General features: G+C 53.2%; 24 protein-coding genes. 15 read left to right on the top strand and 9 right to left on the bottom strand.

What is annotated here, in order from left to right:
• Positions 1-73: 73 nt before the first annotated feature.
• The 6 genes from CKL79_RS23030 (at position 74) to CKL79_RS02790 (ending at position 4,772) form a co-directional block, all read left to right on the top strand.
• Positions 74-214 carry a hypothetical protein gene (locus CKL79_RS23030; protein ID WP_170943943.1) on the top strand — a complete coding sequence of 47 codons (141 nt, stop codon included), beginning with the start codon at positions 74-76 and terminating at the stop codon, positions 212-214.
• A gap of 156 nt (positions 215-370) precedes the next feature.
• On the top strand, positions 371-820 hold the full coding sequence (aroQ, locus tag CKL79_RS02810) for a type II 3-dehydroquinate dehydratase (protein WP_121968064.1): 450 nt from the start codon (positions 371-373) through the stop codon (positions 818-820).
• A 57-nt stretch (positions 821-877) separates the two neighbouring features.
• Positions 878-1,483 carry a tRNA isopentenyl-2-thiomethyl-A-37 hydroxylase MiaE gene (miaE, locus tag CKL79_RS02805; RefSeq protein WP_121968187.1) on the top strand — a complete coding sequence of 202 codons (606 nt, stop codon included), beginning with the start codon at positions 878-880 and terminating at the stop codon, positions 1,481-1,483.
• Between the two features lie 12 nt (positions 1,484-1,495).
• Positions 1,496-1,999: a GNAT family N-acetyltransferase gene (locus CKL79_RS02800; protein WP_121968063.1), complete on the top strand. Its 504-nt coding sequence runs from the start codon at positions 1,496-1,498 to the stop codon at positions 1,997-1,999.
• A gap of 7 nt (positions 2,000-2,006) precedes the next feature.
• Entirely contained in the window at positions 2,007-3,455 is a 1,449-nt protein-coding gene (locus tag CKL79_RS02795; protein ID WP_121968062.1) for an ATP-binding protein, read from the top strand.
• Positions 3,456-3,473: 18 nt separating this feature from the next.
• Positions 3,474-4,772, top strand: a complete 1,299-nt coding sequence (locus CKL79_RS02790; RefSeq protein WP_121968061.1) for a DNA cytosine methyltransferase — start codon at positions 3,474-3,476, stop codon at positions 4,770-4,772.
• Here CKL79_RS02790 and CKL79_RS02785 read toward each other — a convergent pair.
• Positions 4,747-7,092, bottom strand: coding sequence for an ATP-dependent helicase (locus tag CKL79_RS02785; protein ID WP_121968060.1), 2,346 nt, complete (start codon positions 7,090-7,092; stop codon positions 4,747-4,749). The two genes, CKL79_RS02790 and CKL79_RS02785, sit on opposite strands and share 26 nt — an antisense overlap.
• 15 nt (positions 7,093-7,107) lie before the next feature.
• Positions 7,108-8,592, bottom strand: coding sequence for an MFS transporter (locus CKL79_RS02780; protein ID WP_205878974.1), 1,485 nt, complete (start codon positions 8,590-8,592; stop codon positions 7,108-7,110).
• 447 nt (positions 8,593-9,039) lie between these two features.
• Between CKL79_RS02780 and CKL79_RS02775 the strand changes: the two genes are divergently transcribed.
• Positions 9,040-11,541, top strand: coding sequence for a CHAT domain-containing protein (locus CKL79_RS02775; RefSeq protein ID WP_121968059.1), 2,502 nt, complete (start codon positions 9,040-9,042; stop codon positions 11,539-11,541).
• 44 nt (positions 11,542-11,585) lie between these two features.
• Here CKL79_RS02775 and CKL79_RS23025 read toward each other — a convergent pair whose 3' ends face one another.
• Together CKL79_RS23025 and CKL79_RS02770 are read right to left on the bottom strand one after the other, a co-directional pair.
• A complete protein-coding gene (locus CKL79_RS23025) occupies positions 11,586-11,759 on the bottom strand; it encodes a hypothetical protein (RefSeq protein ID WP_170943942.1) in 174 nt (57 codons plus the stop codon).
• A gap of 103 nt (positions 11,760-11,862) precedes the next feature.
• Positions 11,863-12,189 carry a DUF4282 domain-containing protein gene (locus tag CKL79_RS02770; RefSeq protein WP_170943941.1) on the bottom strand — a complete coding sequence of 109 codons (327 nt, stop codon included), beginning with the start codon at positions 12,187-12,189 and terminating at the stop codon, positions 11,863-11,865.
• 113 nt (positions 12,190-12,302) lie between these two features.
• Between CKL79_RS02770 and CKL79_RS02765 the strand changes: the two genes are divergently transcribed.
• From CKL79_RS02765 to CKL79_RS23725, 7 genes are all read left to right on the top strand, one after another.
• A complete protein-coding gene (locus CKL79_RS02765) occupies positions 12,303-13,724 on the top strand; it encodes an FAD-binding oxidoreductase (RefSeq protein WP_121968057.1) in 1,422 nt (473 codons plus the stop codon).
• Positions 13,725-13,851: 127 nt separating this feature from the next.
• Positions 13,852-14,217, top strand: a complete 366-nt coding sequence (locus CKL79_RS02760; protein ID WP_121968056.1) for a hypothetical protein — start codon at positions 13,852-13,854, stop codon at positions 14,215-14,217.
• Positions 14,210-15,004 (top strand): hypothetical protein, encoded by a 795-nt coding sequence (locus tag CKL79_RS02755; RefSeq protein ID WP_121968055.1) that lies wholly within the window; start codon positions 14,210-14,212, stop codon positions 15,002-15,004. Before CKL79_RS02760 ends, CKL79_RS02755 begins: the two co-directional genes overlap by 8 nt.
• Before the next feature lie 261 nt (positions 15,005-15,265).
• Positions 15,266-15,448 carry a CsbD family protein gene (locus CKL79_RS02750; RefSeq protein ID WP_121968054.1) on the top strand — a complete coding sequence of 61 codons (183 nt, stop codon included), beginning with the start codon at positions 15,266-15,268 and terminating at the stop codon, positions 15,446-15,448.
• Positions 15,449-15,897: 449 nt separating this feature from the next.
• Positions 15,898-17,301 carry an MFS transporter gene (locus tag CKL79_RS02745; protein ID WP_121968053.1) on the top strand — a complete coding sequence of 468 codons (1,404 nt, stop codon included), beginning with the start codon at positions 15,898-15,900 and terminating at the stop codon, positions 17,299-17,301.
• A 32-nt stretch (positions 17,302-17,333) separates the two neighbouring features.
• Positions 17,334-17,546: a hypothetical protein gene (locus CKL79_RS23730; RefSeq protein WP_240518604.1), complete on the top strand. Its 213-nt coding sequence runs from the start codon at positions 17,334-17,336 to the stop codon at positions 17,544-17,546.
• A 36-nt stretch (positions 17,547-17,582) separates the two neighbouring features.
• Positions 17,583-17,783, top strand: a complete 201-nt coding sequence (locus CKL79_RS23725; RefSeq protein WP_240518603.1) for a hypothetical protein — start codon at positions 17,583-17,585, stop codon at positions 17,781-17,783.
• On the opposite strand, the gene CKL79_RS02735 is transcribed toward CKL79_RS23725, so the two are convergent.
• The 5 genes from CKL79_RS02735 to CKL79_RS02715 all read right to left on the bottom strand — a co-directional run bounded on the left by CKL79_RS02735 (position 17,780) and on the right by CKL79_RS02715 (position 23,505).
• On the bottom strand, positions 17,780-18,343 hold the full coding sequence (locus CKL79_RS02735) for a Uma2 family endonuclease (RefSeq protein WP_121968052.1): 564 nt from the start codon (positions 18,341-18,343) through the stop codon (positions 17,780-17,782). The genes CKL79_RS23725 and CKL79_RS02735 overlap by 4 nt on opposite strands.
• A 47-nt stretch (positions 18,344-18,390) precedes the next feature.
• Entirely contained in the window at positions 18,391-19,461 is a 1,071-nt protein-coding gene (gene trpD, locus CKL79_RS02730) for an anthranilate phosphoribosyltransferase (RefSeq protein WP_121968051.1), read from the bottom strand.
• Positions 19,462-19,521: 60 nt separating this feature from the next.
• On the bottom strand, positions 19,522-21,369 hold the full coding sequence (locus CKL79_RS02725) for an ABC transporter ATP-binding protein (protein WP_121968050.1): 1,848 nt from the start codon (positions 21,367-21,369) through the stop codon (positions 19,522-19,524).
• 99 nt (positions 21,370-21,468) lie between these two features.
• Positions 21,469-22,116, bottom strand: a complete 648-nt coding sequence (hisG, locus tag CKL79_RS02720; RefSeq protein ID WP_121968049.1) for an ATP phosphoribosyltransferase — start codon at positions 22,114-22,116, stop codon at positions 21,469-21,471.
• 84 nt (positions 22,117-22,200) lie between these two features.
• Entirely contained in the window at positions 22,201-23,505 is a 1,305-nt protein-coding gene (locus CKL79_RS02715) for an aminotransferase class I/II-fold pyridoxal phosphate-dependent enzyme (RefSeq protein ID WP_121968048.1), read from the bottom strand.
• Between the two features lie 159 nt (positions 23,506-23,664).
• Between CKL79_RS02715 and CKL79_RS02710 the strand changes: the two genes are divergently transcribed.
• Positions 23,665-24,480, top strand: coding sequence for a fatty acid desaturase (locus tag CKL79_RS02710; protein WP_121968047.1), 816 nt, complete (start codon positions 23,665-23,667; stop codon positions 24,478-24,480).
• Positions 24,481-24,552: the final 72 nt, after the last annotated feature.

The raw sequence follows: 24,552 nt of genomic DNA, 5'->3' as shown, positions 1-24,552 counted from the left end.
TTGTGGTGGTGCAAAATCACCAGCCTCGCCAGTGTAAGTTGTCTAAAGCAGATGAGAGGGAGCAATCTAGCTCATGGATTACATCGATAAGGCGCTCGAAAAGCTCAGAGAGTGGATTGACAAGGTCGTAGATGCCTTGTTGGGTCCCCAAACGCAGCCTGAGCATGAGCCTATTCCTATCCCAGTGGATGACCGCAATCAGCGTCGTCGCTAACTTATCTGACTAGCTGACCGGTAGACAGTGGCGCTCTAGTCAGCGGCCTTTTGGGCTAGCCTGTACGAATGAATGCCTATAGATAGCGTGCTTGCAGATGGCTCGCACAAGCTTCTTGGTGTGGTTCGTTCTCTAAGCGCGCAGTCTGTAACACCTATGGCTTTGCTGAGCATTCTAGTCCTGCACGGGCCGAATCTTAACCTGTTGGGCAGACGAGAGCCAGCGGTCTACGGTTCTCAAACGTTGCAAGATATTAACGATTCACTTACCCAGATAGCGAACTTGCTGGGGGTGAAGCTGACTTTTTTTCAGTCAAATCACGAAGGTGGCCTGGTGGACGAGATTCAAAGTGCTTTGGATCGCCACCAGGGCATTTTGATTAATCCGGGGGCTTACACTCATACCAGTGTGGCTATTCGAGATGCGATCGCTGCCGTCGCAATCCCTACGGTCGAAGTCCACCTGAGCAACATTCACCAGCGAGAAGCTTTCCGTCATCACTCTTATATTGCGGCTGTTGCTATTGGGCAAATCAGCGGATTCGGCGCAGACAGCTATCGCCTGGGTCTAGAGGGCTTGGTGAAACACCTGCAGCAGCAGAGCTAGCCGGTCGATCAGGTTAGACCTTACAATAGCTTTTTGTCTCGACGGGATTTTAGTCTTTTGGTCTCCGCTAGCCCTGCTAAGCCAACGATTAAGTTTTTAAAGACGCCGACTTCTCAGGCTTGGGTGGCACAGGCGATGGCCAATATCGACACCATTCTGCTCGATCACGCCCAATGTGAGCGCAAGGCGGCGGGCACGGCTATTCAGATGATGTCGCGCTATCCTTCGAGCACTAAGCTGGTGAAGGAATTGGTTGCGATCGCTCAAGAAGAACTCAGCCACTACGAGCAGGTCAACCAGTGGTTGGAAAATCGCGGCATTCCCCTGCAGCCCGTACCGCCACCGCCCTATGGCGCAGGTCTAAAAAAGTGCGTGCGCCGAAATGAGCCTGAGCGCATGTTGGACTTGCTGCTGATATCGGCATTAATAGAAGCCCGTAGCCATGAGCGTCTTGGGCTATTGGGCGAGCACTGCCCTGACTTGGAGCTAGCCAAGTTCTACCGCTCTCTGATGGCTTCTGAAGCACGGCATTACGGCAGCTATTGGATATTAGCAACGACTTATTTTGATATTGAACAGGTCAATCACCGCCTGGTAGAGCTTGCAGAAGTGGAGAGTGAGCTGTTGAGCACGCTGCATCCTGAGCCCCGAATTCATAGCTGAGGTGCATAGCTGATGCGGGTACAGTTTAAGGACTTTTTGATTCGAGATTGGGTGAGGAGCGATCGCGCTACTGCTGCCAACGTCATCAAAACCGTACTAGCTGAATATGGCCTGGGCTGGGAAATCAACTGCGGCGGCTGTAGCGATCAAGACGCCGTAGAAGTCGAAAAATACTATCTAGAAACCGGCGGCGAGTTTTGGGTCGTAGAGCACTCAGGTCAGATCGTTGGCACTGGTGGCTACTACCCCATCGAACGCGGGCAAAACGCCGTCGAAATTCGCAAAATGTACCTGCTGCCAGCAGCGCGAGGGCAGGGTTTGGGCCGGTTTTTGCTAGCCCAGCTAGAGCAGGCCGCCGCTATTCAAGGCTTTTTAGAAGTTTGGGTAGAAACCGCTACCGTCTTACGCGAAGCCGTGAAACTCTACGAAAAGAGCGGCTATCAGCCAATGAGTGGTGTAGAAACCGAGCGCTGCGATAAAGTTTACAGCAAAGCTATTGCAGACCCTCAACGGTAGAGAGAGCATGGATTCGATTAATGCGTCGCCGACCAAGAATTTTTTCGTAGACATGCTGACGCGAGATATCGATTTAAAGGACGCCATTCTCGACCTGCTCGATAACTGCATAGACGGCATTCAGCGTACAATTAGGGGCCAAGCGCCCTCAGAGACGCCCTACGAAGGCTTTTGGGCCAAAATAGAAGTTTCCGAAACGTCTTTCAAAATAGAAGACAACTGCGGCGGCATCCCGCTCGATGTCGCGCAGCGCTATGCCTTTAGAATGGGCAAGCCCAAAGAAATCACCGACGATGACGATATCTTGACCATCGGCACCTACGGCATTGGCATGAAGAGAGCCTTCTTTAAGCTGGGGCGCTCTGCTCAAGTTTTTTCTCAAACAGAAGCTGAATCCTTCAGGGTCATCATTAAACCAGACTGGCTGCTAAGCGATGAAACCTGGGATTTGCCGCTAGAGATAATAGACAGCCCGCTCGGTAGAAACGGCACTTCTTTAGAGGTGCAGGCGCTGCGAGACGAAGCGGCCAAGCAGCTCTCAACCCAGACTTTTCAAAACATGCTTGCCGGTGAGATAGAAGCGCTGTACAGCTACATCATTGGCAAAGGCTTTCAAATCACTGTAAATGATAAACCGGTCAAGCCTAGACCGCTAGTCCTTCAATGGGAGGGCCTCTCAAAGCTGAAAAATACCGACAAAGAAGCCGTCGCACCCTACCTCTACGAAGCTTACGAAGAAAACGTCGAGGTTCAGCTGGCGGTGGGGTTTCATCGGGCGCTGCCCAGCTACGAAGAAATTGAAAACGCCGAAGGCAAGCGCCGAAAAAGAGATACCGCCGGATGGACGAGTGTCTGTAATGACCGGGTCGTCGTCGCTAACGACAAGACGCTGCTAACCGGCTGGGGCGAAGCGGGTGTGCCCCGATACCATCCGCAGTACATCTCTATTTCAGGCATTGTTCACTTCAAAAGTACAGACGCCAGAAAGCTACCGATTACCACAACCAAACGCGGCATTGACGCTTCTTCTGATCTGTATCTGCATGTCAAAGAGCGTATGAGAGAGGGCCTGAAGGTATTTACCACCTACACCAGCAAATGGAAGCAAATGCCCAAAGAGGAAAAGCAAAGGTCTAAAAAGGCCAAAGCAGCAACGCCTGCTGCCATGTTCGACCAGGTCAAAACCGTGGATACTAGCGAGCCTGTCTCTGGCGGTAGCAAAAACATTTGGAAAGCGGTTGCGCCCACCGCTAGAAAGCTAGACGTAGAGCAAAGGTACATTCCCAATCTACCCTCGCCGCCGCCCATCGCCCAGCGCAAAAGAATCAGCTTTAATAAACCAGTTGAAGAAGTCAGACTGATTGCTGAACACTTGTTTGGCGACCCAGACTGCCCGGCTTCTACTGTAGGCGAAGCCTGCTTTGAAGAGATTCTCAATCAAGCTCAGGAAGACTAATTACATGCTGTCAAGACTATGACCTACAGGCGACCTATAGCGGTTGACCTCTTTGCCGGGGCAGGTGGGCTCAGCTTGGGGTTTGAGCAGGCCGGTTTTGATGTTGCCGCTGCCGTCGAAGTTGATCCTGTTCATGCTTGCGCTCATCAATTCAACTTTCCAGACTGCGCGGTCATTCCTAGATCGGTCTCTGAAGTCAGCGGCAAAGATATCTGTGCAGCCGCTGGCCTGACCAGCGCGAGGATTGATGTCGTCATTGGCGGTGCGCCCTGTCAGGGGTTTTCTTTAATGGGTCAGCGGGCACTTGATGACCCGCGAAACTCTTTAGTGCGAGAGTATATTCGACTGGTTCGCGAGCTTCAGCCTTCATATTTTTTGTTTGAAAATGTAAAGGGACTGACCGTTGGCAAGCATGGCCAGTTCTTAAATGAAATTATTCAAGTACTCAGTGATTCAGGCTACGTTGTCTTGCAACCGTGGCAGGTGTTGAACGCAAAAGACTATGGCGTGCCGCAAAGCCGGGAACGGTTATTTTTGGTGGGCGCTAAAGCCGGTAGTCCTTTGCCTAGATACCCTATCCCCTTGAAGTATCAGGTTACCTGCGCCGAGGCTCTGGGCGACTTGCCCGATGCGGAGCAATTTGAACAGCTCATGTTCGGCGACGAAGTTCGCACTGGCTGTTTAGGGTTGTCCAAACACTATTCATCCTTGATGCGGTGCAGCACAAAAGAGAGTTGGAAATATGGCTACCCGCGTCGATGGAACCAGAATCTATTGACGAGTAGTCGTCGCAGCCAACATACAACAACTTCTCGCAGGCGATTTGAACAAACTGAACCGGGCACAGTAGAGCCAATTTCAAGATTTTTTAGACTATCTGCCGATGGCGTCTCTAATACACTGCGGGCAGGCACTGATTCTGCGCGAGGCGCGTTCACCAGTCCTAGACCTATTCACTATCGGTATGCCCGCTGTGTGACTGTTCGCGAGATGGCACGTCTGCATGGGTTTCCAGACTGGTTTCGCTTCCATGAGACCAAGTGGCATGGTGCCAGGCAGGTCGGAAATTCGGTGCCGCCGCCGCTGGCATTTGCGATCGCCCAAGAACTCATCAAAGTACTGCCCACAAAACCCATCTGCCCCACAAAGATAGTCGCTTTGGGCGATCGCGCCTTGCTCTCACTCACTATGTCATCCGCCTCAAGATACTGGGGCATCAGAAACCCGATCAAAAAGCGCAATCGAAAGAGTGGCCAGCGAAAGCGAAAGCAAACAGAATTGTTTCCTACCCTTACAGATCGCGAGCTAGTGCCGTAAAAACAGGGCTGGCTTCGGCGTCTTGCAGGTTGTCAGGGTTACTCCAGGCAAAGGGAGCCTGACGAGCGGCAGACATCCACAGCAGTTTTTTGGCGCGGGTCATGGCGACGTAGAGTAGGCGGTACTCTTCAGCTTTTTTGAGGTTGCTGGCCTGCTGCCAGGCAGTCTCGATGTCGGGGATAGGTGCAGGTTTGTAGCTGTGGGCGTAGGTGGCGTGCGTGTGGGCGCGAAGCTGAGCGCGGGCGACTTCATCTAGGGCAAAATCACCGAGAAACTGCATTTGCTGCGGCACCCAGACTTCGCCAGGAATGCTGCGTTTATGCAAAAAGGGCAGATAGACCATATCCCAGTCAAGCCCTTTGGCTTTGTGCATGGTCATGATCGTGAGCCGACCGGGGCGAGCGTACTGAGATTCGGTATCTTCGGCTTCGACGGCGCTGAATCGTTCGCTGCTCAGCAGTTCTTGAAGTGCGATCAGCATCGCAGTCAGAGTACTGTCTTCTAGAGTTTGCTGGGCAATGCGGGCGGCGAGCTTATCGGCAGTGGCCAGTTCGCTCTGGTCGTAGCGGAGGGTGAGGCCCAAAAAGGGGATGAGATGGTAGGCGGGCAGTTCTAGCCTGGCTCGGAGCAAAGAGGCGCAGTAGCGGCGGGCCTGCTGAGCTGGCTGAGTTTGAGGCGGAGTGTCGAGCGGGCCGGGATAGAGAAACTGCTCGGGATGAGTGGCAAGCGGGTTGAGGTCTTGGGTGGGAATGAGCTGACGGGAGACCAGTACGCGCAGCGCGGCTTTGATATTGTCGGGTGAGTGAGGGCGCTCGATGAACTGCAGCAGATCGAGCATTTCTCTGGGGATGTGGGTTTTGCGATCGCGCGCGCCCACATCATAAATCTCAATCCCAGTTGCCTCAAAATCGAATCCGAGCCGGTCAGCATCTTCTAAGATTTCTCGAATGAATTTACCCTGCCGCGCTTCTCTCACCAATATCGCTGCGCTGAGATTTTTATCCGCTTCAAAAGCGTCTACCACTCTTTGAGCAAGCTGTTTGACGGTTTCAAGCGTGCTTTTAGGACGAACCAATTCTACACCGCTCCCAATGGGCTCCGGGTTAGCGTTTGGCTGCGGATCGTCAGCGCCAACCGGCAGGATATCTTGAGTGCGAAAGGCTTGGACCGCCGCGTTTTGATTGACCCAGTGCAGGGTGAAGTTAGCTGCCGCCATGATGCGATCGCAGCTCCGGCCTGCCTGCTCAATGCTGGCCAGCCGTCCGATTTCTTGAGCTCGATCGCAAAACTGATTGAAAAATACTGGGTCAGCCGGAGTAAACGTGGAATTGATGGCCTGGTTCGGATCGCCCACTCGTACCAGGTTTAGCGGCTGCTGAGGATTGTCGGGGTCAGCGGCGAGCACTTCCAATAAGCGGGTTTGTAGCGGCGAAGAGTCCTGCGCCTCGTCTTCAAAGATGGCAAATACTCGGCTCTGCCAGAGCTGACGCAGGGTTGGCTCCTGTAAGGTTTTGAGCGCGGCTAAGATCATGTCGTCGTAGTCAATGAGCCCTTGGTCAGCCAGCAATGCCTGATAGTGGGCGTAGAGGCCAGCGGCGATCGCCACTACCGCGTAATCAGCAGCCCCTTCGGGCACCCCGATCACCATTGTTTGAGCAATCTCAGCTAGCTCATCGGGCAACAGCCCCGAGCTTTTAGCTTCGTGGATGACGGTATCGGCCAGCGCGGGTAGCACTTCTGTCCGCAGCACCGACTGACGGCGCAGTCGTTCAGCCTCTTCGCCGTCAAAGCTTTGCCCCTCAATTAGCCGCTGATAGTCGATGGGATTATCGGCAATCCAGCGTTCCACCGCCATGCGAATCAGCCGATGGTTTTGGGTCGGGGAGACTAGCGTTGTGCCTTCTGAATCCAAGGGAGACAGGTTAATGCCGGAAACTTCGGGATGTCGGGTGGCAATATTGAGCGCTAGGCCGTGCAGGGTGTGGACGACAAAGCTATTGAGTGGTAGCGAGAGCGATCGCAAATGCTGACGCACTTTAGCTTTAAGATTAGCCGCCGCCGAGCGCGTAAAGGTCACTAAAACGAGCTGTTTGCGGGCGTGCAGCTGATGGTGGGCAATGGCGATCGCTGCGCCCGCCGCCATCCCAGTAGATTTACCAGAGCCGGGCACCGCCGAAACCGCCAGTGGGCCAGATCGCCATTGCGCCAGAGACCGTTGCCCCGGACGCAGACTATCCGCTATCTGCTGGAGCTGAAGCGCTCTGTCTTCAGCCAGGTCGGCGGTATTCGCATCAGTCACATGAGTAGGAGTGGCAACCATACCTAGATTTTAGCGTCAGGCTTTGACTCTAGAGAGCCGCCACTGTCGCGGAGCCCAGTACCCGCGCAGGTTGATAAGCTGACGGATAGGTTGAGCGCGGGCTTCTGTGACAAAGACCAGGGGTGTAATACTGGCCAGCCGAACGAGCGCCGAAAGCGCAAAGACACCCAGCAATCCAAAGGCAGGCAGCTCAGCTAAAAAGCTGCCGACCGTTGCCCCCAGTGCGCCAGCAACGCCCATAATCGCCGCTGCGATCGCAAAATAAACCGACTGCCGGGTTACTGGCGCTAGCTCTAACTGAATATTACCTAAGCAGAGATCAATGGCGGCAAAAGTACCACCCTGCAGTATGTGTAATAGCGGCAGTCCCAGCAGCAAGGAGACCGCGCCGCTGTCGGTATAGAGCCACAGCAGCGGAATGGCTGCGACCAACAGACAGTTAATCATCAAAACCGGACGGTTACCAATCCGATCTGCTAGCCGACCCCACAGCATAATCATCAGGAAGAATGCGCCGTAGTTCAGGCTGCTGTAGAGCGTCACCCATTTTACATCTAGCCGCAGCGTATCGAGCAGGTAGAAGTTGAAAAAAGGTGCGCTCAAGTTGACGCCAAAAGTCCAAAGGCCCAGGAATAAGAGCAGGGTGAGAAAATTGCGATCGCCCCAGATACCGGGTGGTGACTGATCGCCTTCAGCAGAAAGTTTGTGATCGGAGCCTCGAACAGACCTGGCTACCTTCTGGCTAGTGACCATCTTCGGATTGGCGTCGCTCATCCGAAACTGAAAGCCCAGACTCACTAACCCCATCAGTACAGCCACAATCAAGACAATGCCATAGCCTTCCACTTCGCCGCCCATCCAGCTAGAAACCAGCCAGCCGCCCACCGGAATGGTCAGCAGCGCTGCCAGACTAGAGAGCGATCGCCGCAGGCTAAAATAGCGACCTCGCAGCTTAGCAGGCACCAGCACCGCCATCCAACTCATCCAAGATGCGCAGCCAATCGCGTCGAGAATATTGCTGATGGTCAGCACGCCCATGGTCAGCAGCGTCAGTCCGTGGGCATCAAGAAAGCCACTGCTGAAGCAAAAAATGCCCATCGCTGGCAGCAGCCACAGCAAGCGCGACGTGCCATAAATCCACAGACAGTAAAGGTGGCGGCTAGTCGTTTTCTCTGAAAAATAGGCTCCCAACGGCTGCAGCAGGTGAGCCAGCATGGGGATAGAAGCGAGCAGTCCCACTTCAAAAGCGCCTGCCCCTAGTCCCAGCAAAAAGTTGCTAATTAGCACCCCTCTGACAACATTTTCAAAAGCAGAGGAAAAGGTGCCATCTAAAGTAGAGGCTCTCAGGCTCTTGCGAACGTCAGATTTTGGCAGCCGTCCGACTGCTAACGGCTGGTCTACTAACGGCAGCTCTACTAACGGCGACTCAGTTGAGGAAAGCGGGGCGATCGCCATCATCGAAACGGCTGGCTGGGTGGCTTCAATCTGTAAAGAAGTCATCCGATAAAAGCTCTTAAAGGAAAGTACTTAAAGAAATGAAAAGCGTCTGTAACGGAGCAAGTATAAAAAATCTGCAATTATTTACACAAGCTTAAATCAGATTGAGAGCCAGTGGTTCAAGTCGCTGAACAAATATGTCCTGAGTCGCAGAGGCTTCATCTTTGCTTCAGTATTGAGACAGCATTGAAACAGACTCATTCCGAATGAGTGGGCGCGCTCACAACTGTCCTAACATCGTCCTGAAAATAGAACTTGCTCCCTACTCTAGGGATAGGGATAGCGGCCTTGAGGTATTAAATACTGCCCAGCCTCACCAATTACAGCGCCTTAGCAGAGCGTTTAAAGTAGTGAGGTGGGCTGTGTAGGCGACTAACGCTGAGGCGATCGCCGTTGTGCCTCTGCCAGACGAGGCTATCGCGACCTATCTACCAGGGGATAAGAGCTGCCGTGATTCAGGAATTTGAAATATCCATCACTGCTGTGGGTGGCGATCAGTATTTGGTGCGTACAGAAAATGTCGCCAAGGGCGTCCCACTGGCTGAAGAAAAAGTGCGCTGGTCTGTCAGTGAGTGGCTAGAGCAGACCAAAGCTTTGATGCACGATCCGCTGCTGGGGCTGCTAAAGGGGCAACAGCGTCACGCTCTGACAACTCGGACAGGCCGTCAGCCCAGCCAGCACAGCGCTCTAACAGATGCCGAAGCGGCTACCCTGATTCACTTAGGGCAAACCCTACACGACGAACTCTTTCAGGGGCAACTGCACGATAGCTGGGTCACCGCTCAAGGAGTTGCCCAAAACCGTCAAGATCTGCTGCGGCTCAGAATTGGCATGAAAGACAGCCGCCTGCAGCAGTTGCCCTGGGAAACTCTGCATGCGGGCACGAGACCGCTGGCAACGGGCACTGACGTAATTTTCTCCCGCTACATTTTAGATCGGCGGCAGGCTCACTCACTGCCCCTTACAAGAGCGAGTGAGCCAGGGCAGAGCTTACGCATATTAATGGTAATTGCCGCGCCTGATGACCAGGAGCGCTTGGAACTGAAGCAAGAGGTCTATCATCTACAGTCTGAGCTGCATCCCGATCTACTGGTTAAGCATGCAGACACTGGCGAGACGCTGCTAGACGTGCAACTGACCATCCTTGAGCAACCCGGACGCGCTGAACTCACCCAGGAGCTAGATCGGGGTAACTATCAGGTACTCCACTACGCAGGCCATAGCAATCTGGGCAATGCTGGCGGCGATCTCTATCTAGTGAGTCGCCAAACGGGCTTAACTGAGCCGCTCAGCGGTGAAGACCTCGCTGGCCTACTGGTCAATAACGGGATTAAGCTAGCGGTCTTTAACTCCTGTCGGGGCGGCTACAGCTCCAGCAGTGAGCCGGGCTGGCAGGAGCGCAACCTGGCTCAGGCACTGGTAAACCGGGGCTTGCCGGCTGTGATCGCCATGACCGAGCGCATTCCTGACCATGTGGCGATTACGTTTACCCAACTGCTCTATCGCAACCTGAGAAAGGGCCAGTCAATTGACCTCAGCTTGAACCGCACCCGGCAAGGGTTGATCTCAGCTTACGGTTCACATGAGTTTTACTGGGCGCTGCCAACGCTCTATATGCAGCCTTCTTTTGACGGCTATCTGGTGAGAACAACAAACAGCACCGAAAACGCCCAGGCACTAGACAACGATCTCTTTGGCGACCTCTTTTTCGAGTCGGAGCTAGCCGATACTGATGCGGCAGACCGTCGCACTAGCCAGGCGACCGATGCAGCGTTAGCCGGTTCAGAGACAGCAGCATCAGCGCCTCAACCCTTACTGCCAAACGACAGTTCGGCGGTAAGGGCTGATGTTAGCCCAGAAGCTAGCTCGGACAATCAAAAGGTGAGCTACCCAGTGAGGAGCAGTGCCGATGCCGACGCAACTAACGCTTTGCTAAAACAGCTATCGATGCCGCTGTCTACCGCTGATACGTCTACCGCTGATATAGATGACGAGCTGCACGTACCGGAAGCCGTTGAGACCCCCAGCGGGTTTTATGGAGAGCAGCAGACTGCCGTTCCTGTGCCGCCCGAGATCGCCGATCCGACGACTGAAGCCGTTCCCGCTGAGCGAGTAGGTAAGCGCCTGCCCCGCCGTCGTACGCCTCAGCCTAGAAAATTTTCTCAGAAGCAACTGTTGATAGTTTCGGGCATTGCGGGGGTGGCTTTGGTCGGTTGGCTAGGGGTGGTTACAGCCGGTTGGTTACAGCGCGATCGCCTCACCCCAGATCTGCTGCCCACTTCCGTAAGCGAGCTAGAGCTACCCGCTCAATTGGAGATCGCCCTCAATCAAAAAGATCTTGATGCCGCGACAATAGCGACTCAAAAATTGATTGATCAAGGAAAATTTACGGCGGCAATTAATGCCTTGAATACCGCTAATCGCAGCCAGCAGACAGATGTCATTGTCTCCTTCTTTAAAGGCCGGGCGCAGTGGGGATTAGTTAAGCAGGGCAGTAATGACTTTTCAGTTAACGATGCCATGCGCTCTTGGGTAACGGCGCTAGCGGGCGAGCCTGACTGGATGGAAATCTCTATGGCACTGGGATTTGCCCAATATGCGATGGGCGATGACGATCTGGCGCTAGAAAGCTGGCAGCGAGCCATTGTCTTAGCTGAGCGTCAGCCCGCAGCGGAGAATATCTATTTTTCTGATCAACCCGCTAGCGAATATGTGCTAAATGCCTATGCTGGCGTGGCCATGGCGGCGCTCTCCCTCTCAAAAATCGAAGCCGACCCGGTTCAGCGGAACTTGCTGACAGAACAAGCCCTGGCCGCTTTTGTTCAGGTTTTAAATGAAGCCCCTGACGAATTTAGAGCCAATTCTCTAGGTGATAACTGGCTCTGGTTAGGAAGTGCGATCGCCGACTGGAGTGAGACAAAGGAAGAACTCAGTTTGCTCCTAATAGAATAGGCTGCATGAGGTGAAGCAGAGATCCGATTGTGTCAGACGGCAGCTTAATGCGTTCGCTCTTCGGGCATATAAGACTTCACCCAGCAGCGCTCGATGTGGTGAATTTTTTGCTGGTGCCAAAACTTTAGAGGATTCACAACTAGCCGATGCTCAGGCTGCCCGATAGGCTGAGTCAGGTATTGCAACAGCGGAAATGTAGAGACAGGATTAGCAAACATATTCTTTACAGGGCGACAGGTTGACTCAAAGGGCGTGGCGATGCACTTACCTCTCCATAATTGGCAATATGCCAGAGCTTCTCTCACCGTAAAAATACCTCAGTTATTCTGGTCGAGAAGAATCAGCCGGATTATTCAGTACATTCTCTGCCAGTACTCGGGTATTTTCCGCAGTGCGAATAATGGCAATAAAGCTCTCTAAAGAGACTCTCAACACAATTGAGTAAACGAGGAGCCCTACAAGCGATGCGATCAGCGTGATAACGCCTTCGATAGGGCTAAATTGAAACCCATTCACAACTGCGATTAGCGCAAACAGAACAGCGCCAATTAGCCCCAAAATGTAGAGAACACCCACTACTTGAGGCGCGACAAACGTCGAGAAAGAAAAGTCAAACAGCTTTGCAAAAAAGCCTCTACGCTGATTCATCGCCATCTCCCTTGTCTATTTGAGCGGTCAGACCGCTTGTGAGTAACCGTACTGCCATCGTAGGCGGTTTAATATGGGATTGGTATCACTGCTAGGTTAGCTAAAAAAACGTGATGAAACCTTCGGATCAAGCCTCGGCGCAAACGACAGCCCAATCGGGGATTCAGTTAGCGTCTCAATCAACAGACTGGCAGGCGTTTGCTGACCGCTTTGGCACTATCGAGACCATACTAGACCCTAGCCAGGTCGCTAAGCTTTCTAAAGACTACTATCACTTCAGCCCGATTTTAGCGGAGCAGCTCAAAGATAAAGTCGGCAATCTGGTCGTGCGGCCTAAAACTGAAGCCGAGGTTTTAAAGGTAGCCAAAGTTTGTGTCGATAGCAAAGTACCGCTAACGGTGCGCGGCGCTGGGACGGGTAACTATGGGCAGGCGATTCCGTTGGCGGGCGGCGTGATTGTAGACCTGAGCGCAATGAATGCGGTGAAGTGGGTGAAGCCAGGGCAAGCTTGCGTGGAAGCGGGGGCTAAGCTGGCGGCGATTGACCGGGTGACTCGTCTGCAGGGGTGGGAGATTCGGATGTTTCCCTCCACCTATCGGACGGCGACGATTGGTGGATTTATCGGTGGGGGCAGTGGCGGCATTGGCTCGGTGATGTATGGGCAGTTGCGCGATCGCGGCAATCTTCAATCCGTCCGCGTGGTCACCTTAGAAGACACCCCTCGCGTGCTCGAACTGCGCGGCGGCGACGTGCAGCAGGTCAGCCACGCCTACGGCACCAACGGCATTATTACCGAGCTAGAAATTCCCTTAGGGCCAGTCTATCCCTGGGCAGACGTGATTGTCGTTTTCGATGACTTTATGAGGGCCGCTCACTTTGGTCAGGCACTGGGCGACGCCGATGGCATTATCAAAAAGCTGATCAGCATTCACGCCTGGCCTATTCCTAGCTACTTTGCCGCGCTCAAAGACGCCTTGCCCGAGGGAAAAGCAGCGGCGCTGCTAATTGTCTCCGAAGCCGACCTGTTGGCATTAGGCGAGCTCATCAAAGAATACGAGGGCACCCTTACCTATCAAAAAGACGCGCAGGCGGCGAGTAAAGGCGCAGCCCTCGGCGAATTTACCTGGAACCACACGACGCTTCACGCTCGCAATGTGGATGAGCGCTGGACTTATTTACAAACAGTTTTTCCTTACGACCCCGACTTGCAGCTACTGCAACATATGTATGAGCACTTCGGCGACGAGGTGGTCATGCACTTGGAGTACATCCGGGTGCAGGGAAATATTTTGCCTGCCGCACTTCAGCTAGTGCGCTACTCCACCGCCGAACGCCTGAATGAAATCATCCGCTACCACGAAGAGAACGGTGCATTTATCGCCAACCCACACACCTATATCCTGGAAGACGGCGGACGCAAAACCATCGATGAAAAACAGCTTAAGTTCAAAGAAAAGGTAGACCCTCACGGTCTGCTAAATCCTGGCAAAATGCGCGGCTGGTCAGAGCGGCATCTTCAACGGCGATTCAGTTGAGAGAATTTAAGGAATTGTCACACAGGCTGTATTGAGCAGAAGAATTAATTGTCTAAACTGGTCGAAGCGGTCAATCTTAACTTGTAAAGATAGACAGTAGCCAATATTTCTGACTCTGTGGCAAGTCGTGCTAAATATCTCTTGGAAAGCTCAGCTCAGCGGTGGTTTAGCTGCTGTCGCTCTACTCTGCGCAAGCAACACTGCACAGGCACAGTCAACCGATCTTACCCTAGCTAAACAGCTAGCAGACATCGCCTTTGGGTACGCTCAAGCCCAGCAGCCCGAAAAAGCGATCACGCTGCTTGGGCAGGCCGAAACCTATGCGGGCGAAGACTGTTTTGAGTCGATTGCCTGGTTAAAAATCGGCGTAGCTTACCAAGCTGCTGGTGATCAAGCTCAGGGCGAAAAGTTCTTGACCCGAGCCGCCGAGTCAGCTGTCGAGCGCACCGCTAGCAGAGCTAGGAAAGTCTCAGCAAGCCCTGTCGTTGCTTGATTCCATTGTACCCAGCATTCAATCCTCACCACAGTACCCGCTGGAAGCAAACTATAGCCGGATTGAGGCTGCGCAGATTTATCACCGACTGGACAGCCGCCAAGCTATAGAAGTTTCAGCGCAGGCCCGAACCAGCTCGGCTCAGCTGTCAGATTCTCAAATGCTGCCATTGGCGCAAGCTGCGCTTGTGAGGGGATACGCTGAGGTAGGTGAGTTTGACCAGGCCCTTGTTTTAGCCAAATCCATAGACAATGTCTCTCAGCGACAGGTGGCATACGGAGCGATCGCTACTGCCTATGCCAGAGCTGGGCTGCCCGGGGAAGCCGATAGCCTGGTCAAGTCAATCGGCAATCCGCAGTTTGCGCGGGCTGATATGCTGCGCGCCTACCTGGAAACCGAGCAGTATGTCCAAGCCGAGCAAGTCGCCCAGCAGCCTAACATGATAGAGTTCCTGCCAGAAGTAGGACGCACCTACTGCAAAGCCGGACGGCTAGAGAAAGCAGTCACCCTAATTGACCAAAACCCGGTTGAGGATTGGCTACGTGAGTGTGTTGCTACCGAATTTGCCAAGCAGGGAGAATTTGAGCGCGCACTAGCGCTGGTTCAACCCATCGAAGCACCCGATGACAAAGCCGAAGCCCTCACTCAAATCGCGGTTCAATACGCTAACCCTGCTGCCGATTCGCGCTGGCAGCGATTCTGGCAACGCTGGTTTGGAGGCGATCGCTTAGAACCAGCAGCCGAAATCTTAGACCAAGCCCTGAGCCTCATTCAGCCTAAGACGTAGGGAGCGATCGCTGGAGATATTTAAAGTCAGCATTCGCATTATTTCGGCGCGCAAAGCGACTCGTAAGGAACGTGAATATGTTGACAGTCTGAAACGTTACGGGGCCAGTGATGGAGTGATTCGAGCAGCTCTCAACGAGGTGGCTAAGCAGTAGATCTATCTTTCGATTTGCCAAGAGACGCCATTGGATAGAGCTGATTGTGGTTTTTTTGTCATATACTATTTATAAATTAAGACAAATAGCTTTGGAGAATACTTGTTATGGGTCTCGACGACAAGATTAAAAACGCTGCTAAAGATGCCGAAGGTAAAGTCCAGGAAGCTGCTGGTAAAGCTACCGACAATAAGGAAGCTCAAGCTAAAGGCAAGGCTAAGCAAGCAGAAGCTTCTGCTAGAAAGGCAGGGGAAAACGTCAAAGATGGCGTGAAAGACGCTATCGATTAGGTAAGCATTCCTGAATTACTTTGCTTGGGTAAGTAAGCTTATGTTGAGAAGAGCGAAAGCCTTGCCTCACGAAGCTCTTAAAAACTGGTGCAAGGTAATTTTGAATGATTTACACATCAGGGTTTGCGCATTTTTGCTCTCTTATCTAGTGAAGCATCTTGGTGTCGCTTAAATCTGATTAGAAGGGTGACCTGAACGCACTGCGTTCGGGTCACCCTTTTTAGTTGCTATAGGGACTTAGGCGGTCAGGGGCACTGAGTTATTCTGTTTACATTTTTTGGCATCATGATCTCATCGCCGATTTCTAGCGTTACCTGCTAGTTCATGGCTAGCCGGAGGCTGGTGTTCGTGGGGGCAACTCTAGTTTTTGCGCTCCAAATACCGGTTGGTAGGGCTGACTGTAGGTGAGTTAGGGTGATGGTAGTACTTGGTAGATATGTGGTTCATCGATGGCAGACGGGCAGATTGACGTGCTCTCCGACGTTTCAGGGGATAGTACAGAAGAGGTAGAACAGGGTGAAAATGCGACTGCGATCGCCCCAATAAAAGTAAATCTTAGGTTCTGGCAGCTGTGGAATATTAGCTTTGGCTTTTTCGGCATTCAGGTGGGCTGGGGCCTGCAAATGGCTAATACTAGCGCCATTTTTGAATCGCTAGGGGCTAATGCGGAGCAGATTCCGGTTTTGTGGCTGGCTGCGCCGATGTCGGGGCTGATTATTCAGCCGGTGGTGGGGTATCTGAGCGATCGCACCCGCTCCTCCCTCGGTCGCCGCCGCCCGTATTTTCTTGTTGGTGCCCTGTTTAGCTCTGTTGCCCTGCTGGTGATGCCGAACGCGCCTTCTCTATGGATTGCCGCAGGGGCGCTATGGCTGCTCGATGCCTCTGCCAATATCAGCATGACGCCTTTTCGCTCTTTTGTTTCTGACCTGGTGCCCAAGCATCAGCGCACGCGGGCATTTTCTATGCAGGGAGTGGCTACTGGCTCAGGCGCGGTGCTTGCCTCGGCGCTGCCCTGGCTAGTGGCCCGGTTTGTGCCGCCTCAGCTAGGCGAGGTGATCCCCCAGTCGGTGAAAATTTCCTTTTATATTGGTGCGGCGGCTTTTTTGGGGGCAGTTCTGTGGACGGTGATAAGCGCCTCTAAGCCGTTTTTTCCGCCGGATGAAGTCGAAACGCTGGAAGAAGGCAATCTGGTCGCCGATATCTGGCAGGCGATGCGGACCATGCCGCCGCTGATGCGTCAGTTGGCCTGGGTGCAGTGCTTTAGCTGGCTGGGCATGTTTTGCGTGTTTTTGTACTTTCCGCCCGCGATCGCTCACAACGTTTTCCACGCCATCGAGCAAGACACGACACTCTACGCCGCCGGGATCGAATGGGCCGGACTCTGCATGGCGCTGTACAACCTGGTCTGCTGTGGCTTCTCTTTTGCGCTGCCGATGTTTGTGCGCCGCCTCTCCTCACCGGTGACTCACGGCCTCTGTTTGCTCTGCGGGGCGCTTAGCCTGGCATCGCTTCACTATGTTCACGACCAGTACTGGCTGCTGCTGCCGATGGTAGGGCTAGGGATTGCCTTTGCCAGTATGCTGTCGCTGCCCTATGCCATGCTGGTAAAAGTGCTGCCGCCAGAGCAAAACTGTCTATATATGGGCATTTTTAACTGCTTTGTGGTGATTCCTGAGATTGTGGTGTCGCTGCTATTGGGGTGGTTTATGGGAGCGTTTTTGGGGGGCGATCGCCTTTCAGTCGTTGTGCTTGGCGGTGGATTCATGGCTGTCGGTGCTGTCCTCGCGCTTTTGGTCAGCCAGCCAGCCGAAGCGGGTAATCAATCACCTAAAATGGAAGCGACAGATACCTGAGCTAGTTGCGCTGTAACCGGAGAATTGTTGATATGAAGACGTTATTTTCCGATAATTCAGCGGGCGCAGTTTATTCGACGATAAAGCTCACCAATGCCGCAGATGAAGCAATGGTCAGCCGAGGGGTATTAGCGCCAAAGCACCTGCGACAGCATGAAGAGAGGGCGCTGGTGGATACGGGTTCTGTACACTTAGTCATTTCCGAGCAGATCGCTCAAAAGTTAGGCTTACGAATTTTAGATTAGCAAGGCGTTGAATTCGCCGATGGCTGCAGGGAAACTGTGGGCGTCACTGAAGCTATTTTGATCGAGTGTGAAGGGCATCGAACGACTGAAGATGCTCTGGTTGTCGGCAATGGCATCTTGATTGGTCAAGTCGTTTTAGAAAAGCTGGATTTGCTCGTAGACTGCCGCCAGCAAAAGCTGATTCCGAATCCGGCTCACCCAGACTATCCAGTGACTTACATTTTGTCAGCGGCTTAGCCATTCAGAAGTTCATCAACGGTCACACTGAACCCTGGCAATACCAGCCGCGTTTCAGCAATTTCACTTGGCCCAAAGATCTGCTTGCTCTCTGCTGTCACCACTATTATCCAGCGAACTTCTGGATACACCAGCCAGACTTCCTGTCCGCCTGAAGCAAGATATTCGTAGGCTTTTGCAATCATTTCTTCTGCTAAATCGGTGGGTGAAACAATCTCTGCAATTAACGGAGCGCTTTGGGGTACCACCTTGACATTGCCGTACTGTTCCAGTAGCTCGGGTGTTAGGTAAGCGATATCCGGTTTTCGCCCCTGTTGATTGGTTTGGCAAGGCAGTTCGGTATAGACCTCTCCTCCCAGCGCTTGGTTGGTTTGATAATTAGCCCACAGCGTACTTAATAGTCGCTGAGCCCTGCTGTGCTTCACCGTTATGCCGCTTTTCTCAATCAGATGATCGTTTGCCCATTCCGTTCCTTCGAGGGGGTTGTCTAACCAGGCTTCTAGAGAGTCTGGAACTGAAAGTGCAGCTTGTCCAATAGCTTTATAAGAGGTCGTGACCATAACCCATATTCCCACCGTTGATTTCTTCTAGTGTAGCTAGCGATTTATTAGTTCTTTAAGAAAGCAACTAGCTGCTCCAGCTTCTTCCAGGCAGCGCCGCTTTGAATAATTTCCTGAGCTTTTTGTAAGCCGTCCGCGCAAGCTGCTTCAAAGGTGTCGCCGGTTGCCATGCCGCCGACTTTGAGCGCCAGCGCTGCATTCAGCGCCACGACATCTCGCTGTGCCTGTGTGCCTTTGCCCTGAAGCACATCGCGGAAGATTGCTGTATTTTCCTCTAGCTCACCTCCTTTCAAAGCTTCTAAGGGAGCGCGATCTAGCCCAAACGCTGCCGGGTCTAGCACTTCCGAGGTGACTGAGCCATTTTCTACGACAGCCACATCGGTTTCTTTGCCTAAGCCGACTTCATCGAGCTTTTCTCGCCCGTGTAACACCATTGCCTGCTGTATTCCTAGCTGGCTGAGCGCTTCGGCCATGGGCATCAGCACTGAGGGGTCGTAAACGCCGATTACTTGTCCGGTGGGTCTGAGCGGATTGACCAGTGGCCCTAGCAGGTTGAAAACGGTGCGAACTTTTAGCTCGCCGCGTATGGGCGCGACGGCTTTCATGGCCGGATGCCAGCCCCGAGCAAACAGAAAGGTAACGCCGACTTCTTTGAGGGCGGCTTTGACCTTGTCGGGCGGCGCGTTGAGATCTACGCCTAGTGCTTCGAGTACGTCGGCTGAGCCTACTTTGCTGGAGGCTGAGCGGTTGCCGTGCTTGGCGACCGGGATGCCAGCGGCAGCGGCAACAAAGGTGACAGCAGTAGAAATATTGAAGGTAGAGGAGCCGTCGCCCCCGGTGCCGCAGGTATCAATACGGGGAGAAGGCAAGCTGAGATCCGCGCTCATACCACCGAGCGATTGGCCTTGCAGGACTCGGGCCATGCCTGCGAGTTCGTCGCCAGTGACGCCTTTGGCCTGAATTGCAGCGAGGATGGCACCTGAGAGGGCTGGGGTAATAGATTCGGTGAGCCAGCCGTCCATTAGGGCTTCGGCCTGGGCGGGGGTGAGCGATCGCCCCTCAATTAACTGCTCCAATACCTGCGGCCCATAAAACTCAATGTGCTTAGTCCCGGTCACGGCGGCGCTCCTTACTTAGGTGATATGCCTATTAAATCAAAGCATGTGACCGCAAAACATCTACTGACCTAACATCTGTAGCTTGTACAGACTGGCGTAGAGCCCGTTAGTTTCGAGCAGTTCGTCGTGACTACCCTGCTCCACGAGCTGACCCTGCTTCAGCACCATGATCCGATCCACGTTGCGAATGGTCGAAAGGCGGTGAGCAATAATGATGGCGGTACGATTTTCGAGTAGTTTGTCGAGCGCCTGCTGAATCATCGCTTCGGTGCCCACGTCCAGATTGGCGGTGGCTTCGTCCAGTACCAGAATGCCAGGGTTGCGAATGGCGGCGCGGGCAAAGGCAAGCAGTTGCTTTTGTCCGCCCGACAGGTTGGTGCCGCGCTCTCGTAGAGCGGTATTGTAGCCCTGAGGGAGCTGTTCAATAAACTGCGCGACGTTGGTTTGCTCAGCGGCCCGGCGCACCTGCTCAAAGCTGTAGTCTTCGCCGAGTGTGATGTTTTTCTCTACGTCGCCTGAGAACAAAAAGCCGTCTTGCAGGATAACAGCCATGCGATCGCGCAAATCCTGCTGCGCAATCTCTCGAATATCCACGTTGTCGAGCAAAATTTGCCCTGCGCTCACCTCATACAGGCGGCAGAGCAGCCGAATAATCGAGCTTTTTCCCGCCCCGGTGGGGCCAACTAAGGCAACTTTCTCCCCTGGGCGAATCGTAAAGTCGAGATCCTTCAGCACATAGTCATCTGCTTTGTAGCCAAAAGATACGTTGTTGAATCGAATCTCGCCAGGTACGACCGTCTCATTATCAGCCAATGTCTTAGACGGCAGCGACACCGGATTTTTGGCATCGCGGATGGCAATCGGTTCGCTCATCAGGTCATTTAGCCGCTCCACGGCAGTTAGCCCGGCCTGAATGGCGGTGAATTTATCGGCAAACTGACGCAGCGGGTCGAATAGCTTTTGGGCAAATAAAATAAATGCCGTTAGCGTACCGATTTCTAGAAGGCCCCCTGTGACTAAAGATCCGCCCAGCGCTAAGACGCCAGCGATCGCCACCAGCGCAATCCACTCTAGGGTCGCTGAGACTGCCGAGTCATAGAAAATTGTTTTGTCAAGGGCACTCACATAGCGCTCATTGATGATCCGAAACAGCTCAGAATTGAACCGTTCACGGCGAAAGAGCTGCACCACATCGATACCGCTGATGTTTTCTTGCAGGTCAGAGTTGAGTGCCGACAGCTCCTCTCTCGCTTTGTAGTTGGCCTTACGATACTGCTGCTGAAAATATATGATCAAAGCTGTCACCGGCAGCAGCATGGCAATTAACATCAGCCCTAGCCGCCACTCCTGCGAGAGCATCGTCCCCATCAGCACCAAAATCAAAAACAGATCGCTGATAATGCCAATGGCACCGGTGGCAAACACATCTCCTAGCGCGTTGACATCGCTGGTCAGGCGAGTGATTAACCGGCCAACTGGCGTCCGGTCGAAAAAGCCCATGGATAGATTGGTCACATGGACGAACAGATCGCTGCGAATGTCGGCGGTGATATCTTGGCCGACTTTTTGGATTTGGTAGCTTTGCCAGCCATCGAGGGCCAGGCGAATGGCGATCGCCAGCAGCAGCCCCCCAATAATCCAGTTCAGCCCTGTCCGCAGACTCATCGCGGCTAAAATTTCCCAAACACCACTTTCCTGTCTGATCAGCGAAATCGCCTGACCGATCAGCACAGGCTGGATGGCTTGAGCCAGCGATAGCGGCACCAGCAGCAATAGGGGTACCACCAGCTGCGAGCGATTGCGCTGGATGTAGGGCAGCAGCCGTAAAAACAGCCGCCAGTCGTTCTTAACGCCTCGTCTCTCGTCTAGCTTGGCGTCCCGCTGTGGACTTGAAGAAGCTGATGCCATGACGCACTCTCTAAAGTAGGTATCCTAACGAATGGGCCTAACGAACGGGCGATCGCACAAACAGATAGTAGATAGCCAGATATAGATAGCCAGGCTGTATCAAGCCGTCACTGCTGATTGACTGGCCGTCCGCAACTGGTCAATCACTTCACTCAGGCGATCATCTACCCGATAGCTGAGTGGGTGAGCAATTAGCCGAGCCGTACTGTGATAAAGCATTTCTAACTCAATCAAATTGTTTTCCTTGAGCGTGCGCCCGGTCGAAACCAGATCGACAATGGCTTCTGACATACCGGTAATTGGCCCTAATTCTACCGACCCAGAGAGTGGCACAATCTCTACCGGCAGATCTAAAGATTGAAAATACTGCCGGGCACTGTTGACAAATTTAGAAGCCACCCGGCAGTGGGGCGGCAGGTCTACCGCTGACTGGTAGCCGCTGTTGGCGGCAACAGCAACAGAGAGATGACAACCCCCAAACCCCAAATCTGCCAGGTGAGCTACCTGAGGCTGCTTTTCTCGCAGTACGTCGTACCCCACAATGCCAATCTGCGCCTGACCGTATTCCACATAGACAGGGACATCCTGCGCGCGTACCAATAAACCTCTCGCCTGACTGTCGCTGTCGGTCAGCTGTAGCTGCCGGTGGCTGCTGTCTAGAAAGCCGCTAAAGTCGAGGCCAGCAGATTGGAATAGGCGAATGCTCTCTTTGAGAAGTGAGCCTTTGGGCAGGGCGACTGTGATCATAAGTGAGCAAACCATAACGTCGGGGGAAGCCCATGAGCGCAATCGAGCGGTTGCGATTCCTTGGCTAACAGCCATGGTACCAATTCAAAAGCCTTGTACTGAAAGCTTTTTGTCTAGCGTTGTCTCTGCGGCTGGGCCCACAGCGGCGGCGGCGGCTTCGAGCGCGATCGCCACATGCGTCCAGTGCGTCCCTCCCTGGCAATACACCACATACGGTTCACGCAGCGGGCCATCGGCTGATAGCTCCGACGTACTGCCATCGATAAATGAGCCGCCCGCCATCACCAGCTGGGCGTCGTAACCTGGCATGGGTGCAGGCACCGGACTCACGTAAGACTCTACAGGTGAATGCTGCTGCACCGCCTGGCAGAAGGCTATGAGCTTCTCAGGCGTCCCTAACCGGACAGCTTGAATTACCTCGCGCTGCTGAGCGGAGGCCGGTGGATTGACCGCATAGCCTAAGCGCTCGAAGGTCTGAGCGATCAGGTAGTTACCCTTCATCGCTTCCCCTACCATTTGCGGCGCTAAAAATAAGCCCTGAAACATCAGCCGTCCCTGGTCTAAGGTCGCGCCACCGCTGCTGCCAATGCCCGGTGCCGTGAGCCGACAGGTCGCCGCCTCTACCAGATCAGCTCGGCCAGCGACATAGCCGCCGGTCGTGGCAATCGTACCCCCCGGATTTTTAATCAGCGAACCGGCCATCAGATCAGCGCCGACCGCTGTAGGCTCTCTATCCTCGGTAAATTCGCCATAGCAATTATCAACGAAACAAATTGTGTTCGGATTTTGCTGCCTAACTAAATGTATAATTTTGTTAATATTATGAATACTAAGGCTAGACCGCCAGCTATAGCCGCAAGAGCGTTGGATAAGAACCAGCCGGGTCTTTTCATTCACTGAAGAGCAAAGCCCGTCAAAATCTACCTGACCCTCCTGCGTAAGCGGTAGCTCTCGATAGCGAATACCAAATTCCTGAAGCGATCCTTGACCCTGCCCGCGCGTGCCAATGACCTCTTCAAGCGTATCGTAGGGCGGCCCGCAGGCTGATAGCATTTCATCTCCAGGTCTGAGCACGCCAAACAGTGCGCAGGCAATAGCATGGGTGCCTGAGACGAACTGCACTCTAACCGCAGCCGCTTCAGCCTCCACGATTTGAGCAAACACTTTATCTAATGTCTCTCTACCCAAATCATCGTGGCCATAGCCTGACACACTGGCAAAATGATGAGCGCCTACTCGCTGATCTTTGAACGCTGCTAAAACCTTTGCTAATTTTTTTTTGACCTGGCTGTCAATCTGGTAAAAAAACTGAAGTGATGACAGTTCTCGCTGCGCTGGCGATATCTTTAGGTCTTCCCAAAGGAATGTTTGCCTGCTTGAATTGTCCATATGTTTTATGCCAACAGGTGGCTAGAGAGTGCGATCAGTTGCCGTCAAATTGACCTATCTATACAGTTTAGAAGGTGTCAGTGACCGCTAAGATCTCTATATAGACCTGAGTAAATAGACCTGAATAAGCCCTGACGTTTTGCGCTGAGACTTTAAATTATGACTATTGCAAAATCAATTGACCGCTCCCTCAACTGGACAAACATCCTCTTTATGGTGGCCATTCACATTGGGGCATTGTTCGCGCTGGTACCGGCAAACTTTAGCTGGAGCGCGGTGGGTGTAGCCTTCCTACTTTACTGGATTACAGGCTGCTTAGGGATTACCCTGGGATGGCACAGGCTGATCTCCCACCGCAGCTTTCGGGTACCTCGGTGGCTGGAGTACTTTTTTCTGCTATGCGGCTCCCTCTCCTGTCAGAGCGGTGCGATTGAGTGGGTTGGCTTGCATCGCCATCATCACGCCTTTTCTGACCAGGAAGAAGACCACCATAATTCAGGCCGAGGCTTTTGGTGGAGTCATATGGGCTGGCTACTACATGAGGTGCCCTCTAAGACAGATAAGATTCGCCGGTTCACTCAAGATATCAACAGCGATCCGGTCTATCTTTTAGTCGATAAGTACTTTTTGGTGCTGCAGATTGCCTTGGGCGCGCTGCTCTATGCGCTGGGCGGCTGGTCATTTGTGGTGTGGGGCATTTTTGCCCGCCTGGTGGTGGTTTATCACTTCACCTGGTTTGTCAACAGTGCCACTCACAAGTTTGGCTACCGCACTTATGAGTCGGGCGATCGCTCGACTAACTGCTGGTGGGTAGCGCTCTGTACCTTTGGCGAAGGCTGGCATAACAACCATCACACCTATCAGTACTCTGCTCGCCACGGCTTGCGGTGGTGGGAGATTGATGTCACCTGGATGATTATCCGGACGCTACAGGCTGTCGGTTTGGCCGATAAGGTAAAGCTGGCAAAACCCTAGTTCGGCCTTCAAATAGCGATTATGTCAATGGCCCTGCCCTTCTTGTGGCGGGGCTTTTTGGCGTTTGTAATA

Origin of the sequence: Leptolyngbya sp. BC1307 (assembly GCF_002286735.1) — a bacterium.
Classification (GTDB): domain Bacteria; phylum Cyanobacteriota; class Cyanobacteriia; order Phormidesmidales; family Phormidesmidaceae; genus Phormidesmis.
This window is presented reverse-complemented; position numbering and strand designations above follow the sequence as displayed.